The 19317-nt window shown below is 29.2% G+C and carries 13 protein-coding genes; 7 read left to right on the top strand and 6 right to left on the bottom strand.

What is annotated here, in order from left to right:
• Positions 1-121: 121 nt before the first annotated feature.
• From Q0958_RS07395 to Q0958_RS07370, 6 genes are all read left to right on the top strand, one after another.
• Positions 122-2512, top strand: a complete 2391-nt coding sequence (locus tag Q0958_RS07395; RefSeq protein WP_299121698.1) for a TonB-dependent receptor — start codon at positions 122-124, stop codon at positions 2510-2512.
• A gap of 156 nt (positions 2513-2668) precedes the next feature.
• On the top strand, positions 2669-2989 hold the full coding sequence (locus Q0958_RS07390) for a hypothetical protein (RefSeq protein WP_299121696.1): 321 nt from the start codon (positions 2669-2671) through the stop codon (positions 2987-2989).
• 122 nt (positions 2990-3111) lie between these two features.
• Positions 3112-7425, top strand: a complete 4314-nt coding sequence (locus Q0958_RS07385) for a CusA/CzcA family heavy metal efflux RND transporter (RefSeq protein ID WP_299121694.1) — start codon at positions 3112-3114, stop codon at positions 7423-7425.
• A 50-nt stretch (positions 7426-7475) separates the two neighbouring features.
• Entirely contained in the window at positions 7476-8663 is a 1188-nt protein-coding gene (locus tag Q0958_RS07380) for an efflux RND transporter periplasmic adaptor subunit (RefSeq protein ID WP_299121692.1), read from the top strand.
• A 92-nt stretch (positions 8664-8755) separates the two neighbouring features.
• Positions 8756-10723 (top strand): heavy metal translocating P-type ATPase, encoded by a 1968-nt coding sequence (locus tag Q0958_RS07375; RefSeq protein WP_299121690.1) that lies wholly within the window; start codon positions 8756-8758, stop codon positions 10721-10723.
• Between the two features lie 32 nt (positions 10724-10755).
• Positions 10756-11589, top strand: a complete 834-nt coding sequence (locus tag Q0958_RS07370) for a prohibitin family protein (protein WP_272149362.1) — start codon at positions 10756-10758, stop codon at positions 11587-11589.
• Between the two features lie 86 nt (positions 11590-11675).
• Here the strand turns inward: Q0958_RS07370 and Q0958_RS07365 are convergent, their stop codons facing one another.
• Positions 11676-13481: a DEAD/DEAH box helicase gene (locus Q0958_RS07365; protein ID WP_299121688.1), complete on the bottom strand. Its 1806-nt coding sequence runs from the start codon at positions 13479-13481 to the stop codon at positions 11676-11678.
• Positions 13482-13600: 119 nt separating this feature from the next.
• Positions 13601-14956: a hypothetical protein gene (locus Q0958_RS07360; RefSeq protein ID WP_299121686.1), complete on the bottom strand. Its 1356-nt coding sequence runs from the start codon at positions 14954-14956 to the stop codon at positions 13601-13603.
• A 182-nt stretch (positions 14957-15138) separates the two neighbouring features.
• Between Q0958_RS07360 and Q0958_RS07355 the strand changes: the two genes are divergently transcribed.
• Positions 15139-16758 carry an ATP-binding cassette domain-containing protein gene (locus Q0958_RS07355; protein ID WP_299121684.1) on the top strand — a complete coding sequence of 540 codons (1620 nt, stop codon included), beginning with the start codon at positions 15139-15141 and terminating at the stop codon, positions 16756-16758.
• Between the two features lie 36 nt (positions 16759-16794).
• On the opposite strand, the gene Q0958_RS07350 is transcribed toward Q0958_RS07355, so the two are convergent.
• The 4 genes from Q0958_RS07350 to Q0958_RS07335 all read right to left on the bottom strand — a co-directional run bounded on the left by Q0958_RS07350 (position 16795) and on the right by Q0958_RS07335 (position 19270).
• The gene (locus tag Q0958_RS07350) at positions 16795-17073 is read right to left on the bottom strand and encodes an STAS domain-containing protein (RefSeq protein ID WP_299121682.1); all 279 of its coding nucleotides are present in this window, start codon (positions 17071-17073) and stop codon (positions 16795-16797) included.
• A gap of 121 nt (positions 17074-17194) precedes the next feature.
• Positions 17195-17731, bottom strand: coding sequence for an RsmD family RNA methyltransferase (locus tag Q0958_RS07345; RefSeq protein ID WP_299121680.1), 537 nt, complete (start codon positions 17729-17731; stop codon positions 17195-17197).
• Positions 17731-18552, bottom strand: a complete 822-nt coding sequence (locus Q0958_RS07340) for a DUF3822 family protein (protein ID WP_299121678.1) — start codon at positions 18550-18552, stop codon at positions 17731-17733. Before Q0958_RS07340 ends, Q0958_RS07345 begins: the two co-directional genes overlap by 1 nt.
• Complete coding sequence (locus Q0958_RS07335; RefSeq protein ID WP_299121676.1) at positions 18536-19270, bottom strand: hypothetical protein; 735 nt, start codon at positions 19268-19270, stop codon at positions 18536-18538. Before Q0958_RS07335 ends, Q0958_RS07340 begins: the two co-directional genes overlap by 17 nt.
• Positions 19271-19317: the final 47 nt, after the last annotated feature.

The raw sequence follows: 19317 nt of genomic DNA, 5'->3' as shown, positions 1-19317 counted from the left end.
AAGTAAACGAAATAAAAGTGTTTTTAGAGCAGTTTGCAAATTGTTAGAGCAGTTCACATAGTTTTAAATGAAAAGGGAGAATTTTCTATTCATTTTTGATGAAAATTAAAACTCACAAAATATGAAACCACTTATGAATCTATTCTTCTGTTTACTTTTTAGTATTTCAGTAGTAGCTCAAAAACAATCTAGCAATAGAAAAATTTTAGGAAAAGTTATAGATGCTTCAAATGAAACGTTACCGTATGCAACAGTTGTACTTAAAGATGCTACTAATAATTTAATAGAAGGAGTTGTAACCAATGATAAAGGGGAATTTACGTTCTCTAAAGTAAAGGTTGGTGATTATAATTTAGAAATTGAATACATAGGTTTTGTAACTGTTGAGAGAAAAGTAAAAATAACAAAAGAGCAAAGTATAGTTAACTTAGGAAGTATTACAATTAAAGAAGATACTAAAACACTTGATGAAGTAGTAGTTAAAGCGGAAACATCAGAAGTGTCGTTAAAATTAGGTAAAAAAGTATTTAGAGTAGGAAAAGATATTACCTCGCAAAGTGGGTCTGCCTCTGATGTATTAAGTAATGTACCTTCAGTAAATGTAAGTCCAACTGGAACAGTAAGTTTAAGAGGAAATGCGAATGTACAGGTAATGATTAATGGAAGACGTTCAGCTTTATCGCAATCGCAAGCATTGGAGCAATTGTCAGCAGATGTTATAGAAAGTATAGAAGTAATTACCAATCCATCAGCAAAATATGATGCATCAGGTTCAGCAGGAATTATTAATATTATACTTAAAAAGAATAGAAAATCAGGATTAAATGGTCAAGTACGTTTAGTTGCTGGGATTCCAGATGATTATAGAGCAATAGGGAATTTAAATTATAAAGCGGATAAATTCAATTTTTTTACAAATTTAGGAATTAGATATACTGATTATGAAGGAGAGTATTTTAAGAAACAAACTACTACAGATAATAATGTAACTACTTTTTTAAATCAAAGTGAAGATGAAGATAGGCATGATGATGGACAGTTGTTTTATTTTGGTACCGACTATTATATAAATGATAAAAATACAGTTACCATAGCTTATTATAGAAACGAAACTAAAGATACTGATGTAACTAACTTATTCTTTGATTTTTCTAACTCTGGAGTTTTAGCACAATCCTTACAAACTATTGGTAACTCTGTAGAAGAAAGAGATTACAATCAATTAGAAGCAAATTACACAAAAAACTTTGCTAAAAAAGGACAAAAACTAACAATCGATTTTCAATATGATTTTTGGAATAGTGAAAAAGATTGGCATTTACAAACAGATGAAAAATTTCCTACAACTACTATTGCTCAAACAACAATACAAACTAAAGGAAAGGGAAGTACAGATGATATTGTAATTCAATCAGATTTTACAACACCATTAAGTGAGCAAACAAATTTAGAAATAGGAGCGAAGTTTGAGAATAGAACTATTACAAATGAGTTTTTAGCTGAAGAATTAATCAATGGTCAATTTGAAATAATAGATAACATTAATAATCAATTAGATTATAAAGAAAAAATATTGTCTAGCTACGCGCAAATAAATTCAAAAAAAGGAAAAATAAATTATCAGTTAGGGTTGAGAATAGAAAACACTAAAATTGATATTGACGCCTCAGATGTTACGTTAAATTTAAAAGATACATATACAAACTTATTTCCATCAGCTACTTTAGGTTATGAATTTAAAGAAAACTTAAGTGGACAAATCAATTATAGTAAAAGAATTGGACGTCCATCATTATGGCAATTAAATCCATTTTTTCAATTAAAAGATTTTACTTCTAGGTTTACAGGAAATCCAGCGTTAAGGCCATCATTTACAGATGCAATAGAACTTTCGATAATGTATAGAGGAAATAAATTCCAGTTGAATCCTTCTGTTTATTATTCAGATACCAATAATGCATTTCAATACGAAACAGTACAAAATAATGAAGGTGTTTTTATTCAGTCACCAGTAAATTTAGATAATGAAAAACGTTATGGAGTAGAGTTGTCAGCTTCTTATAATCCATTAAAATGGTTACGCTTTTCAGGAGATTTTAATGCTTATAGATTTCAACAAAAAGGTATATTAAATAATCAAGTAGCTGATTTTTCTAGTAATACATGGTTTACCAATTTGACAATGAATTTAAGACCATTTAAAACATTAAGGTTACAAACACGAGTTTTTCATCAAGGAGAAGAACGTAACGCACAAACTAAATCAAAACCTATAACAAATTTAAATTTTGGTTTACAAAAAAGTATATTCAATAATAAAGGAAGTTTAATTTTTAATGTTTATAATGCTTTAGATACAAGAAGGTCTAGAGAAGAAATCATAGGTAATAATTTTTCAATTTACCAAGATAGAAGTAGGAATGCTCAACGATTTTCATTGAGTTTTGTGTATAAATTCAATCAAAAACCTTCTGATAGAAATAGAAGTGCTAAAAGAAGTAATAGATATTAATATTATTAGTGAAAAACCTACATTCTTTTTAAAGAAAGCAGGTTTTTCTATTAGTTAGAAAAGAACTTAAATAGCTTTTTAGAAAGGAATTATTATATTTTTTTATAATTTTGTTTTTAGTCTAAAAGATTCAGCTTGAAAAATATTAGTATCATAATGTTAATCTTAATATTGTTTGTACCATCAGTACAAGCACATACAGATGCTATTATTTTTGATGAAGATGTTACAGAAAGTCATATTGGAGCTATGGATAGTGCACATCACGATTCTCACCATGAAAACGACACAGAAGAAGAAAGAAATAAAGAACATCATCATCACTGTATTTTATTAGGAATATCTAATGCTATTATTACAAAAGAATTTAATTATTTATTTGTAAAACCACTTCAAGCAAAAAAGAAAATACTTTTTAGCAAACATTTAAAAGCATCTAATTATTTAGATGAACTTTTCCAACCTCCTAGGGTTTAATTCAACATTTTAAAGTTTAACAGTTTATAATTCTTGTATTTACAAGAGTTAAAATCTGCTATACCGGATTTATAGATAAATCGGGAACATATCGTATTAAAATAGAATTAAACAAATGAAAAATGTTAGATAATATCATAAAATTTTCAATTAAAAATAAATTGATTATTGGCGCTTTGGTATTTGCATTAATTGGTTGGGGAATATATTCATTAAAACAATTACCAATAGATGCAGTACCAGACATTACTAATAATCAGGTGCAAATAATTACTTCAGCACCATCACAATCGGCTCAAGATATAGAGCGTTTAGTAACTTTTCCAATAGAGTTAACCATGTCGAGTATTCCAAATATAGAAGAAGTAAGGTCTTTTTCTCGATTTGGTCTAAGTGTAGTAACTGTAGTATTCAAAGATAACGTAGATATCTATTGGGCACGTCAACAAATAAGTGAACGACTTGTTGAAGCAAAAAATCAAATACCAGATGGAGTAGGAACTCCAGAAATGGCACCAGTAACTACAGGTTTAGGAGAAATATATCAATATACATTATATGCCAAAAAAGGATTCGAAAAGCAGTATTCAGCAATGGAACTGCGTTCTATTCAGGATTGGATAGTTCGACGTCAATTACTAGGAATAGAAGGCGTAGCAGACGTGAGTAGTTTTGGAGGCTTTTTAAAGCAATATGAAGTTGCAATTCAACCAGAACGATTACAAGCCTTGAATGTAAGTATTAGTGAAGTTTATGAAGCATTAGCGAAAAACAATCAAAATACAGGAGGAGCTTATATAGATAAAAACCCGAAAGCATATTTTATTAGGAGTGAAGGTTTAATTAATAAACCAGAAGATATAAAAAGTATAGTTGTAAAAAATGCTGAAAATGGAACACCTATTTTAATAAAAGATATAGGTAAAGTACAGTTAGGGCATGCGGTACGCTATGGAGCAATGACTAGAAATGCAGATGGAGAAGTCGTAGGGGCAATAGTAATGATGTTAAAAGGAGCAAACTCCTCAAAAGTAATCAAAGATGTAAAAGAACGAATTGTTCAGATAGAAAACAGTTTGCCAGAAGGTGTAGCAATTAAACCATTTTTAGATAGAACAAAACTAGTTGATAAAGCAATTAGTACTGTTGCAACAAATCTTATTGAAGGAGCATTGATAGTCATATTTATCCTTGTGTTATTATTAGGGAATTTGCGTGCAGGGCTTATTGTAGCCTCAGTAATACCATTGGCAATGTTGTTTGCAATTAGCTTAATGAATGTTTTTGGAGTTTCAGGAAACTTAATGAGTTTAGGTGCTATTGATTTTGGAATTATTGTAGATGGCTCTGTAATTATTGTAGAAGCTACTTTGCACTATTTAGGATTAAAAAAGTCAGGAGAAAAGCTTTCGCAAGAGCAAATGGATGAAGAAGTATATAATTCTGCTTCAAAAATTAGAACTAGTGCAGCCTTTGGAGAAATTATTATTTTAATAGTGTATTTGCCAATTTTAGCATTGGTTGGTATTGAAGGTAAGATGTTTAAGCCAATGGCTATGACAGTAAGTTTTGCAATACTAGGAGCTTTTATTTTGTCTTTAACCTATGTACCTATGATGAGTGCATTGATCTTAAAAAAGACAATTAATAACAAGAAAAATATTTCTGATAAAATAATAGAGTCAATACAAAGAGCATATTCACCTTTGTTAGAGTTAGTACTAAATAATCAGAAAAAAGTAATCATTATAGCAGTAGCTATTTTCGGATTGAGTTTGTTTACATTTTCAAGAATGGGGTCTGAATTTATCCCTTCATTAGATGAAGGAGATTTAGCGGTGCAAACAGTAGTATCTACAGGAAGTTCATTGTCTTATACTATTGATGTGTCTAATAAATCATCAGAGCTGTTATTAAAAGAATTTCCGGATGAAATAGAACAAATTGTAAGTAGAATTGGTTCATCAGAAATTCCTACTGATCCTATGCCTATTGAAGCTTCCGATATCATAATTATTTTAAAAGATAAAGATAAGTGGACAAAGGCTAATACAAAAAATGAATTAACTAATAAAATGCAAAAGGTATTAGAAGATAATATGTTAGGAGTTTCCTATGGATTCCAGCAACCTATACAAATGCGTTTTAATGAGTTAATGACTGGGGCAAGACAAGATGTAGTATTAAAGATTTATGGTGAAGATTTAAATAAGTTAGTAAAATATGCCAATAAACTAAATAGTATTATTCCTGAAGTAGCAGGAGCAGAAGATTTGTATGTTGAAAAAGTAACTGGTTTAAAACAAATAGTTATAGATTATAATCGTAGTCAATTAGCTTATTATGGTTTGAATATCTCTGATGTAAATACGGCTATTAATGCAGCATTTGCTGGGCAAAATGCAGGGTATGTATATGAAGGGGAGAAACGTTTTGACTTGGTAGTTCGATTAGCAAAAGAGAATAGAGATAATATCGAAGATATTCGAAAATTGTATATAACTACACCTAATGGAGTTCAAATACCATTATCCAATGTAGCAACAATTAATTTTGAAACAGGTCCAAATCAGATACAACGAGATGATGCAAAACGTAGAATAACAGTAGGATTTAACGTTAGGGGACGTGATGTAGCAAGTATTGTTGCAGAGTTAAAACAGAAAGTAAATAGTAAAATTCAGTTTGATCCAGGTTATTATATTACGTATGGGGGTACTTTTAAAAATTTAGAAGAGGCTCGTGCTCGTTTAGGAATAGCAGTACCAGTAGCCTTATTACTAATATTTCTATTATTATACATAACATTTAAATCAATTAAACAAAGTATTTTAATTTATACGGCAATTCCTATGTCGGCAATTGGAGGAATTTTTGCTTTATGGTTACGAGATATGCCATTTTCAATATCAGCAGGGATAGGTTTTATCGCTTTATTTGGTGTAGCCGTATTAAATGGTATTGTGTTAATAGCTGAGTTTAATCGTTTAAAGAAAGATGGTCTAACCGATTTAAAAGAAATAGTTAAAAAGGGAACCTCTATTCGGTTAAGGCCAGTAATAATGACAGCAGCAGTAGCCTCTCTTGGTTTTTTACCAATGGCAATTTCTTCATCGGCAGGAGCAGAAGTTCAAAAACCATTAGCTACTGTTGTAATTGGTGGCTTAATATCAGCAACTTTATTAACCCTATTAATATTACCTGTTTTATATATGATATTTGAAACAGTAAAAGTTAAAAAGGTAGTATTAAATAAAGCAGTTACAGTTCTTATTTTATTATTTAGTGTATCGATAATAACAGCTCAAGAAATTCCTCAAAAGTTAACAGAGAATGAAGCTATAAACATGGTTTTGAAAAAAGATGTTTTATTGAAGAAAGCAAATTTAAATGTAGATAAAAATAAAGCAGCAATTTCTGGAGCTATTGCTTTAAACCCAACATCTGTACAATATCAAGACGTAGGAATAGCACCAGGTTTAACAGAGCAGGAGTGGGCTATAAATCAAAATTTCGGCTCAATATTATCACATATTCAAAAAAGAAAATTAGCTAAATCAAAACTTGATTTAGCAAAATCTTTAAGAGAAGTTTCTAAAAAAGAAACGATAACAAGGGTAAAAAAGCTATACCAAGAATGGCATTATTTATTTGGATTGATTTCTCTAATGGAGAATCAACAAGACAATACTAACCAAATAAAGAGTATAGCCAAAAAGTTACATAAATCAGGAGAAATAGGTGGTTTAGAAAATGATTTAACAACAATTCAATCTTTAGGAGTACAATCTCAAAAGAATAAAGTTTATAAAGATTTTTTATTGGTAGAGAATCAGTTAAAAGAATTATTACAATTGACATCAGCAATAGTTCCAGCGACTAAATTTCCAAAGAAAAAAGAGATTTCAATTCAGAAAGATACACTTTCAGATACATTTTTACAGGCGTTAGAAAAAAGTAACAAAGTAGCAGAGAGAAGTATTTCTACAGCAAAAGCTATTTATTTTCCAGAGTTAAAAGCGGGAGTTATCAATAGAAAAACTGGAAATAATAATGGGTATACAGGTTTTAATGTAGGAGTTAATATTCCATTGTCATTTTGGTCAAATAAAGCAAAAATTAAAAAGCAAAAGATTCTTAAAGAAGAGATAGCTTTTGAAAATGAATCGAAAAAAATAGCAATTAAAAACAATTTTAAAAGTTTACAAAAACAAATAAAGTATTTAGAAAGCGAACTTTTAAGTATTGAAGAAACAAAAAAACAAGCAGAAAAATTTATTGAAAAATTAGAAATAGCATACAAGTCTGGAGAAATTGATGCTTATCAATATAACCAGAGTTTTAATGCCTATTTTCAAGTAATGCAGAATTATTTATTACTTATAAATAATTACAATCAAACCGTAATAGCATACGAGTTTTACATTAAAGAATAAGAAATAATATATAAACTCTTAAGAATTATAGAGTTAAAAGACATTATAATATGAAAAAAATCATTTTAATATTAATTACAATAATAACCATTAGTTGTAAAGAAGATCATTCAGGACATGATCATGCTAAAGAAGATAAAAATAAAGAAACAAAATCTTCTTCAGTGAAGGACAATCATAATGAAAACGAGATACATTTAACAAAAGCGCAATTTGAAACAGCAAAAATTAAGGTTGAAAGTATTGGTAAAAAGCAAATTAGAGATCGCATAGAAGTAACGGGGACAATAGAAGTGCCTCCTCAAAGTAAAGCAACTGTATATGCACCTATGGAAGCTTTTGTATTTAAAACAGATTTGTTGCCTGGAGATAGAGTCCATAAAGGGCAAACGATAGCAGTATTACAGCATCCAAATTTTATCAATTTACAATATGCATACTTAGAAGCAATTAATAAATTAAATGTAGCCAAAGCTGATTATGAGCGTAAAAAAATGTTATTAGAAAACGATATAACTTCTAAGAAATCATTTCAAATAACAGAAGGAATTTACCGTTCGGCAAAGAGTTTAGCTAGTAGTTATGCTTCTCAATTAAAAATGGCTGGATTATTGCCGCAAACTGTAGCAAAAAATGGAATTCAACAATATGTTTATGTAAAGGCTCCAATAGAGGGGTATATTGTTGAAAATAATTTAAATAAAGGAATGTTTTTAGCAGCGAATAGTGAAATGATGGAGATTATAGATAACGATCATATGCACGCTGAATTGAATGTTTTTGGAACTGATATTATAAAAGTAAAAAAAGGAGACACTTTTATTTTTACACCTTCAGGATTAGATGTTTCATATGAAGGATATATAAAGTTAATAAGCCAAAAAGTAGATGATAAGACTAAAACAGTAAATGTTCATGGGCATTTTGAAGACGAACAAAACCGTTTAAAATCTGGAATGTTTATCAATGCACAAGTTTTATTGGATGGTAATGAAGTATTTGCAGTTCCAGAAAAAGCTATTATAGATAATGAAGGAGAAAGTTTTATTTTCATGGCTAAAAGTAATGAGGAATTTGTACCATTAGAAGTTACGCTAGGTAATACAGATAACGGTTTTACAGAGATAAAAATGATTCAGAATAACAATTATAATATAAAAGTAGTCACGAAAGGAGCTCATTTCTTAAAAGGGAAACTGTTGCAACAAGCAGGAGGAATGGATGGACATGCACACTAAATAAAAAATGAGGTAACTTAGGTTTAAAAATTTAAGATACCTCATAATGCATCTTTTTATTAAAAAAGAGGTCAATTAAGAAAATATAAAATATGTCTGAAAATCATAATCATGACCATAAACACAGTGGTATATTTGGAGAAAAAACAGAACTTTATTTTGCAATTTTAAGCGGTGTATTCTTTTTTACAGGTTTAGTTATTGAAAATGCAATTAATTTACCAGTACATTACGCTTTAGGTAGTTTTATAAGTGCTTTTGTTTTAGGAGGTTGGTTTACAACTAAAGAAGCAATAGAAAAAATTAAAAAAGGCCGATTTGAAATTGATTTTTTAATGCTTATAGCTGCTGTTGGAGCAGCTTACATAGGTAAATGGGAAGAAGGAGCTTTATTACTATTTCTATTTAGTATAGGACACGCATTAGAAAATTATGCAATGAATAAAGCTAAAAAATCTATAGAAGCATTGGGTGAATTATCACCTAAACTAGCCTTAGTAAAAAGAAACAATTCAATTATCGAAATAGGAGTTGAAGAGTTAAAAGTTAACGATATAATTGTAGTTAAACCTAATTCTAAAATAGCAGCAGATGGAGTTATTGTAAAAGGAAGTAGTAGTATAAACCAAGCTTCTATAACAGGAGAAAGTATGCCTGTAGATAAAGAAGCAATTTTAGATTCTAATTCAATTATAGAATTTAATAATTTAGATGCTAAAAATATAGTTTATACAGGAACAATAAATGGAGATAGCATACTAGAGGTTAAAGTACTAAAATTAAGTGTAGATAGTACTATATCTCGATTAGTAAAAATGGTAAGTGAGGTGGAAACTCAAAAGTCACCTACACAATTACTTACTAAAAAATTTGAAAAATGGTTTGTACCATTAGTAGTAGTTTTAGTTATTTCTTTGTGTTTTGCATATCTAATACTAGATGAAACGTTTGATGAAAGTATTTATAGAGCAATTACAGTGTTAGTTGCTGCAAGTCCATGTGCATTAGCAATTTCTACACCAAGTGCAGTATTAAGTGGCGTTGCTAGAGCAGCCAAAAAAGGAGTTTTAATTAAAGGAGGAAGAGCGTTAGAGGATTTAGGAAGTTTAACAACAATAGCGTTTGATAAAACTGGAACCTTAACTGAAGGGAAACCAAAATTAACCAATGCTATTCCTTTAAATAATTTTGATGAAAAAGAATTTTTAGATATTGTTTTATCTGTTGAGAGTTTGAGTAATCATCCATTAGCAAAAGCAATTTCAAAAGATATAGAAGAGCAGTTTTTTATTAAAAATTCAAATGAAGCATCTAAGATAAAAGCAATACAAGGAAAAGGAATTTCAGCAAACTATAAAGAGAAAAAGGTGTTTATAGGTAATGAAAAGTTAATGATTGATAAAAATATTGCTATTTCAGAAAAAGTAAATAAACAAATGAATGATTTACTAGGAAATGGACAAACGGTAATGTTAGTTGCGTTTAATACTAAGTTAATAGGATTATTGAGTGTTATGGATGTACCTAGAGGCTTAGCAAGTAATACATTAAAACGTTTAAAAGAAATAGGAATAAAAAAAATGGTGATGTTAACAGGAGATCATCAAAATGTAGGAGATTCAATAGCTAATCAGATTGGTTTAACAGAAGCAAAAGGAAATCTATTACCAGAAGATAAAGTAAAAGCAATTGAAGAATTAAAATTAATAGATAGTAAAGTAGCAATGGTTGGCGATGGTGTTAATGATGCTCCTGCAATGGCGAATAGTACTGTAGGAATAGCTATGGGGGCTGCAGGTAGTGATGTTGCTTTAGAAACAGCAGATGTAGCTTTAATGAGCGATAAAATAGAAAATTTGCCATTTGTAATAGGTTTAAGTAGAAAATCAAAAGCAATAATTAAACAAAATTTATGGATTAGCTTGAGTATTGTTGCTGTATTAATACCTGCTACCTTATTTGGATTTGCTAAAATTGGTCCAGCTGTACTAATTCATGAAGGATCAACTTTATTGGTTGTATTTAATGCATTACGATTGTTACGATATAAAGAAAATTAATTCAGTATTTTTGATATAAATAAAAAACAGACATGAATAATAGACAACAATTAGATTTACAATTACCTAAAGGGCTTTTTTTACTGGGTATAATAGCCGTTGTAGTAATTATTATATTTTCTAAATCAACAGTAACAATAGGACCTGGAGAGGGAGGAGTTATATTTGAAACATTAGGAGATGGTATTAATACAGAGAAAACATATGGAGAAGGATTTCATATTGTAGCTCCTTGGAATAAGATGATTATAAGAAAAGTACGTCAACAATCAGTATCAGACGAAATGAATGTGCTTTCTGTAAATGGATTAGAAGTAAAAGTTAATGGAACAATATGGTATGAACCAGAGTTTAATAACTTAGGAATGTTAATTAAAACAAAGGGAGAAGATTACGAGCGTGAATTGTTAGACCCAGCAATTAATGCAGCAGCAAGAAGTGTTGTTGGGCGTTATACTCCTGAACAATTATATTCAAGTAAAAGAGATGTAATTGAACAAGAAATTTTAGATGAAGTAAAAACAGTTTTAAAAGATCAGTTCTTAATCGTAAAAAGAGTTTTAGTTGAAGATGTAAAATTACCAACTACAATTAGAACAGCAATTGAGACAAAGTTAAAGCAAGAGCAAGAATCTTTAGAATATGAATTTAGATTAGCAAAGGCAAAGAAAGAAGCTGAAAGACAAAAGATTGATGCAGAAGGTAAAGCAATTGCGAACAAAATTTTAAGTGCTTCGTTAACAGATAAAATATTACAAGAAAAAGGAATAGAAGCTACTTTAAAATTATCAGAATCACCTAATAGTAAAGTGGTATTAATAGGATCTGGTAAAAGCGGAATGCCTATAATATTGGGTAATCAATAGTAGTTTTTGGAACTAAAAAAACTATAATTATACATAAAAAAAACAGCTCATTTGAGCTGTTTTTTTTATGTATATATGATATGGAATTAATCTCTTCTACGCTTTCTTCCAAATCCAGCAGAAGCTTTATTATTACTTCTTCTAGAAGAATTGTTAGAACTATCGTTATTACGTCTTCTACCAAATCCCCCTTTGTTGTTATCTCTGTCTCTGTTGTCACTACTTCTTCTTTTTCCGCTAAATTTACCACCTCCGTTTCTACGAGGTTTTCTACCTCCACCACGATCAGATTTAGTAATTTCAATATTAACAGTTCTACCGTTAAAATCAGGATTATTAGTACTAAAAGTATCTAAAGTTTCCTTTTCAAAGTTCTTATCAATTTCGAAGAAAGAGAAGGTATCTAGAATATCAATAGCCCCAATTTCAATTTTATCAGTAATATTCTGATCATTGATTAAACCTATTAATTTAGCTGGATTTAATTTGTCTTTTCTACCTAAATTAATAAAGAAACGAGTCATGTTCTCATTAGTAGATCTTCCTCTAGAGTTATCTCTTGAAGATAAATCATTTAAATCCGGAGCATTTTCGTAGTATGATAAGAAGGTATTAAACTCTAAAGAAACAAATTTCTGAATTAGCTCTTCACGAGATAAATCTTCTAACTTCTCATAAATACTAGGTAAAAAGTTATTGATTTGTTCAGTATTTACTTCAGTATTATGAACCTTATCAATTAAATGAAATAATTGGTTTTGACATATTTCTTTTCCAGAAGGAACAGGTGTATGAACAAACTTCTTTTTAAGAATACGCTCAATAGGACGTAACCTACCTTGTTCTTTTCTTGTAACTAAAGCAATAGAAACTCCTTTATTACCAGCTCTACCAGTTCTACCACTACGGTGATTATAATTTTCTATCTGATCTGGTAATTTGTGATTGATAACGTGTGTTAAGTTATTTACATCTAAACCACGAGCAGCAACATCAGTAGCAACTAATATTTGAATAGTCTTTTTACGGAATTTATCCATTACTCCATCACGCTGTCCTTGTGATAAATCACCATGCAAAGCATCGGCATTATAACCATCGCGTATTAAATTGTTTGCAACTTCTTGTGTTTCTCTACGAGTTCTACAAAATACAATTGCGTAAATATTAGGATTTAAATCAGCTACTCTCTTTAAAGCAGGGTAACGTGTTCTTTCATTTACTAAATAGTATTCGTGACTTACATTGTCAGAACCTTGATTCTTTTGCCCTGAAGTAATTTCAGCAGGGTTTGACATATAATTACGAGCTATTGCTTCTACTTCTCTTGGAAAAGTAGCAGAAAATAATAATGTTTGTTTAGTTTCAGGTGTAGCTTCAAGGATTTGATCTAACTCATCTTTGAAACCCATGTTTAACATTTCGTCTGCCTCATCTAATACTAGCCACTGAACGTTTCCAAGCTTTAAAGCTCTTCTTTTAATAAGGTCAACAGTTCTTCCTGGAGTTCCAACTACAATTTGAACTCCTCGCTTAAGTTTTCTTATTTGTTCCTCAATGTTAGCACCACCATAAACAGTAGCTACTTTTAAGTTAGGTAAGTATTTTGAGAATTCTTCAATGTTTCTACCTATTTGAACAGCTAATTCACGAGTAGGAGACAGAATAATTGCCTGAGTATTTAAACTTGTTTGATCAGCTAGCTCTATAATAGGTAAGCTAAAAGCAGCAGTTTTTCCTGTACCTGTTTGTGCAAATGCTTTTAAATCTTCTTTTGAAGAAATGATTTGCGGAATTGCTTTTTCTTGAATTACGGTTGGATTTTCGTAACCTAAATCCATTAAAGCTTTATTGATAGGTTCTTTCAAACCTAAATCTAAAAATTTTGACATACTGTGGTTTTTAGAGAACTCACAGATGCCCCTCCGCGAATTCTAATATTAATATAAAATATCTCTTAGTGAGATTTTGGACGGCGCAAAAGTACACTAAATAAATGAATTATAGAGCGTTATTTTGTTTTTTGTAAGTTGTTGACTTGTAGGTTGATATCTTTTGCAGATAAACTTGTATATCCATTTACGATGATACCATTCTTATCAATTAGTAACATACGAGGGAATTTACTTGAAGAAAAATTACAAACAGAGCTCTTAGCTGGTAAAGTATATTGGTATTTAAAATCTACATTTTTAGTATATCTTTTAAAGTCACTACATAGATTAACAACTACAAAGTTTACATCAGGATTGTTTTTAATTAAATAATTAATACGAGAAGATACCCACTCATCAGAAGCATATTTATAGTTTTTAAATAATAAAACTGTACTTTTTCCTTTTATTATTTTTGAAAAACTTTTCATTTCTCCTTTAGCATCTATTAAATCAAATGAAGGAATATTTTCCCCATTTTTTAATACTTTAAGATCGTTTTTTAAGCGTTGAATATTCTTTTTCTGGTCAATATCTGTATTTAACTTAAAGAAAGTAAAAAAGGCTTCATTCTTATTTTTAGGATCTTTGAAGAAATGACGAACCATTGTATTGTATAATAGTTTGTTTTTTATTTCTTCGGAAGAAATCTCGGAATCAATATTTTTTAATAAATCGCTAGTAAAATTCTCAGGATTAGAATTTAACTTTTTAAGATGAACATCATTGTATAACTTATCTTTTATAAACCTGTAATATGGTCCATAAAAAATTAAAGAATCTTTTTTAGTACTTATATTATTACGATGATTAAAATAAGAATCAACTAATTTCTCAGGAGCTTCTTTTGCAAAATTATGAATAGCGTATTTTTCTTTATAGTTATATATAGGATATAGTAAAGCAATATTCAATATTTCTATAAACTTTTCAGAGATGTTATTGTTTTTACTTTTATAATCATCAATAATTCTTTGTCTAATCTCTTTAAGAGAATCGATTTTCCTTAAAAATTCTTCTTGTGGTAGTTTATAATACTTAGAAATATATTTGTCTTCTTGTTCTGTTTGTAAAAAAGACTCAATAAGTATATTATTACGTTCAGCATTTTCACCACTGAAAACTAATGATTCATCAAAATCCCATGTATTTAATCGGAAAAGTAAACTATCTTTTGGTTCTAAATAAATGTATTGGTGTTCTGGTCCATGATTGAATATATATAAGCCCTCTTTTAAGTTTTTATAAGCACCAATAAAACTATTATCTTTCTTTAAATAGATAGTATCGTTAAAGTTGTAATTATCAGAAAGGGTAACATAACTACACTTAGGATTAATGATTTTACCACCAAAATATGTTGATTTAGGGGTTTTTGAATCTTTACATCCTATAAATATGATTAATATTATGTATATAAAATTTCTAGTCATGTTTTTGTTATAATCTTGATAAAGATACAGTGTTCAAAAATAGACATCTCTATATAATCAAGCTGTTAATTCGTTGTTAAAAGAATTAAAAGCATCAAAAGTAAGATGTTAAATATTTCCTTGCAAATTCTTTTTTGGTTGGTATATTTTTTACTTTTGCACGGAAATTTAAAAAAATATAAATGTTAACAGTTTCTAATTTATCAGTTCAGTTTGGTAAACGTGTTTTATTTGATGAAGTAAATACTAAATTTACTCAAGGAAATTGCTACGGAATTATCGGAGCAAATGGAGCAGGAAAGTCTACTTTTTTAAAGATTTTATCAGGAAAACAAGAAGCAACTTCTGGTAATGTTCATTTAGAGCCAGGGAAAAGAATGTCAGTTTTAACTCAAGACCATTATGCTTTTGATGAGTTTACTGCTTTAGAAGCTGTTTTAAAAGGAAATAAGGAATTATATAAGATTAAGTCTGAAATAGATGCTTTATATGCTGATTATTCTGATGAAAATGCAGAGAAAATTGGAGAATTACAAGTTCGTTTTGAAGAAATGGATGGATGGAATGCAGATTCTTCAGCAGCAACAATGCTATCTAACTTAGGTATAAAAGAAGAAGATCATTATACACTATTAGCAGATTTAGATTCTAAGAAAAAAGTACGTGTGCTATTAGCGCAAGCATTGTTTGGAAATCCTGATGTACTAATTATGGATGAGCCTACCAATGATTTAGATTTCGAAACTATTGCTTGGTTAGAAAACTTCTTAGCAAATTATGAAAATACTGTAATTGTTGTATCGCACGACCGTCACTTCTTAGATGCAGTATGTACACATATTTCTGATATAGATTTTGGAAAGATTAATCACTTTTCTGGAAATTATACATTCTGGTATGAATCTTCTCAGTTAGCAGCTAAACAAAGAGCACAACAAAACAAAAAAGCAGAAGATAAAAAGAAAGAATTAGAAGAATTTATTCGTCGTTTTTCTGCCAATGTAGCTAAATCTAAACAGGCAACTTCTCGTAAAAAAATGATAGAGAAGTTAAATGTAGATGAAATTAAACCTTCTTCACGTCGTTATCCAGCAATTATCTTTGATAGAGATAGAGAAGCAGGAGATCAAATTTTAAATATTGAAGGACTATCTAAGTCTTTTGAAGGAGAAGATTTATTTGCAAATGTAGATATCAACCTAAATAGAGGTGATAAAGTTGCTATTATTTCTAGAAATTCAAAAGCGGTAACAGCTTTTTATCAAATTATTTCTGGAAATGAAGAAGCGGATTCAGGAAAATATTCTTGGGGTGTTACTACAACGCAATCATATTTACCAGCAGATAATTCTAGCTTCTTTCAAAATGGAGAATTGAATTTAGTAGATTGGTTACGTCAATATGCCAAAACAGAAGAGGAGAGAGAAGAAGTGTTTTTAAGAGGTTTCTTAGGGAAAATGATTTTCTCTGGAGAAGAAGCGTTAAAAAAGAGTAATGTGTTATCAGGAGGAGAAAAAGTACGTTGTATGTTATCTCGTATGATGATGACTCGTGCTAATATTGTAATGTTAGATGAGCCTACAAACCACTTAGATTTAGAGTCGATTCAAGCATTAAATAATTCATTAATCAACTTTAAAGGAACTGTCTTGTTTTCAACACATGACCACGAGTTTGCTCAAACAGTAGCTAATAGAATTATTGAAATTACACCTAAAGGAGTTATTGATAAATATTCTACTTTCGATGATTATTTAGAAGATCCTAAAGTGAAAGAATTAAGAAACAAAATGTATTCATAAAGATAAAAGAGAGCTTTTTAGCTCTCTTTTTTATTTTTATTCAATGTTTCTATATTGTAATTCGTCGATAATATCTCTAGAACCTTTTCCGTAAAAAAGAAATTTCTTTTCTAAAGCCTTAGCTCTTTGATATAATTTAATAATGTAATCTATACCGTGAGGGTCAATTGCTGTTACATTGTCGATGTCTAAAACAATCGATTCATTTTTTTTAAAATAAGAATTCACATTTTCCTTAACAAAAGAGAGATTATTTAGATTTAACTCCCCGTTTAAATGCAAATGCCCGTCAGAATGTGTAATTTTAAATCCCATATTATAAGTTTAATGTTATGTGAGATTTAAGTTAAGGTTATTAATACTTTAATTCTTATCTTTTTCGATAAAAGGAAGTTATCCTAAGTTAATTGGTAAGTTTTTACAGTTAAACAAACTTTTATAGCTCAAAAAAGCTAAAAACATTTCCTCCATAACGCTTGTCATAACTATGTTTTGGATGTTCTGTTAAATCTGTATGCTTAGAATGTTCAATAATTAAAATTCCATCTTCATTTAAAAGCTCTTTTTCGAAAACTAAATCAGCTATTTTTAAAAACTGAGAAGCTTCAAAGTCGTATGGAGGATCTGCAAAAATTACATCTGACTTTAAAGGTGTTTTTTCTAAGAATTTATAAACATCGCTTTTATAGGTGTTTATGTTTAAATCAAGTTCTTTAGAAGTTTGATTTATAAATTTTATACATCCATAGTTAGCATCTACAGCATAAATTGTTTCAGTTCCTCGAGAAGCAAATTCATAACTAATATTTCCAGTACCAGCAAATAGGTCTATTACAGAAATATTTTCAAAATAATATAAATTATTTAAGATGTTAAATAAAGATTCTTTAGCCATGTCGGTCGTAGGACGAACAGGTAAGTTTTTAGGAGCAGAAATTCGCTTGCTTTTATATTTTCCTGAAATAATTCGCATTAGGATACTAGAATAAAATTAGTGTGTGTTAAAAAATCGGTACTGCTGGTAAAAAATCCTGATTTTGAACTAATAAATTTAATATTACGAACATAATTATAAGTAATATCATATAATTCTGATTCTTTTTCAATATCACCTATAAAACTTAATTCAAATACATTAGAATCCATTCCTAATTGTTCAGCAGTAAACAATATATAATAGATAAAGTCTTCTTTTGTTTGAAAAGAAAATGAATTATAAAGCTTCAAAGAATTCTTTTCAAAAACTACAATATCTAATTGATTAACTGATACGTGCACGTAAAAAGAATCTTTTAAATTATTATCTACTTGTTTTAAAAGTTTATTAATTAATACAGTAGAGTGATGCTTGAATTCAAACTCTCCAAAATTTTGAAATAGATAATTATTAATATTCACATAAGGAATATAGACAGTATGAGCATCCATTTTGTCTAAAGAATCATATGTGATTAAATCTGTAGAAAGTGTTTTTACAGTGTATTTCAGATAAGAATCTAAATTGTTTTTATTGAAATATTTATCAGGCACAAGTGTAGATAAATTATTTTGATGTATAGCAAAGATAGAGGTGAAATCTTGCTGTAAATCTTTATCAGTAGCAAATATGTTTATGACTTCATTCAATAAAACTTCAGGAGAAGCTAATGGGGAGTCAAAGATATATTGTGTAAAAACAATAGGGTCTTTTGTCTCTGAATTAGAGATACAAAAAGAAAATCCATCCAAACTAAATTGGATGGATAGATTTTTATACTGCGCTAAGGCGCTTATTTTTTTACTCTTTTTTTGCAAGTGCTTCAGCTTTATCGTAGTAAGGAGGCCAGTTACCACCAGTAGTTACTTCATCTAAAGATCCAACAGAAACAAATTCACCTTTAATTTGGTCAGTTTCTATAGCTTCTAATTCTTGCTTTACTAATGAAGGACTCATTCCTTTTAAGATAGAAGCTTTGTCTGCTTTAGCCTCAAATACAGGAACTAATAAACCAGCTACTTTTTCTACTTTACCAATAGCTATCTGAAATTCTTTATCAGTACCAGGAACTTTAAACATTCCTTTGTAATCTTTACCTTCAAAGTATTTTGCTACAGGTTCGTAACCAATAGTATCAATTTGCTTTTTTGAAATAGTAATAAAAATTCCTCCTCCACGGTCTACTTTTTCTTCAACATTTTTAGTTTCAGTTAAAGCTAATTTTCCGTTTTCTATAAAGTTGATTAAAGAATCTTTACTATCAGTATAAACTTTGTGAACTTCTTTATATTTTACTTCTGCGTCACGAATTAACTTTAAATTCTCAATAACTTTAGCATATTTCACCTTTTTGTCTTTCGCAAAATTAATAGGTTCCATAATACCTCCATAAATTAAATATACTAAAAAACCAGCAGCAGCTGATAGTAATATAGAAACTAACCATCTCATTTTCAGTGGTACAAACTTAACAACAAGAAAAGCTAAAAGAATTGCAACCACAACAGCTGCCAAAATCATTAATAATAAATTCATTTTTTTTGTTTTTAATATATGATATACGCAAATCTACAATTTTTTTT

The organism is uncultured Tenacibaculum sp., assembly GCF_947499065.1.
Lineage (GTDB): Bacteria > Bacteroidota > Bacteroidia > Flavobacteriales > Flavobacteriaceae > Polaribacter.
The sequence above is the reverse complement of the archived record's forward strand: the minus strand, read 5'-3'. Positions and strand labels throughout refer to the sequence as shown.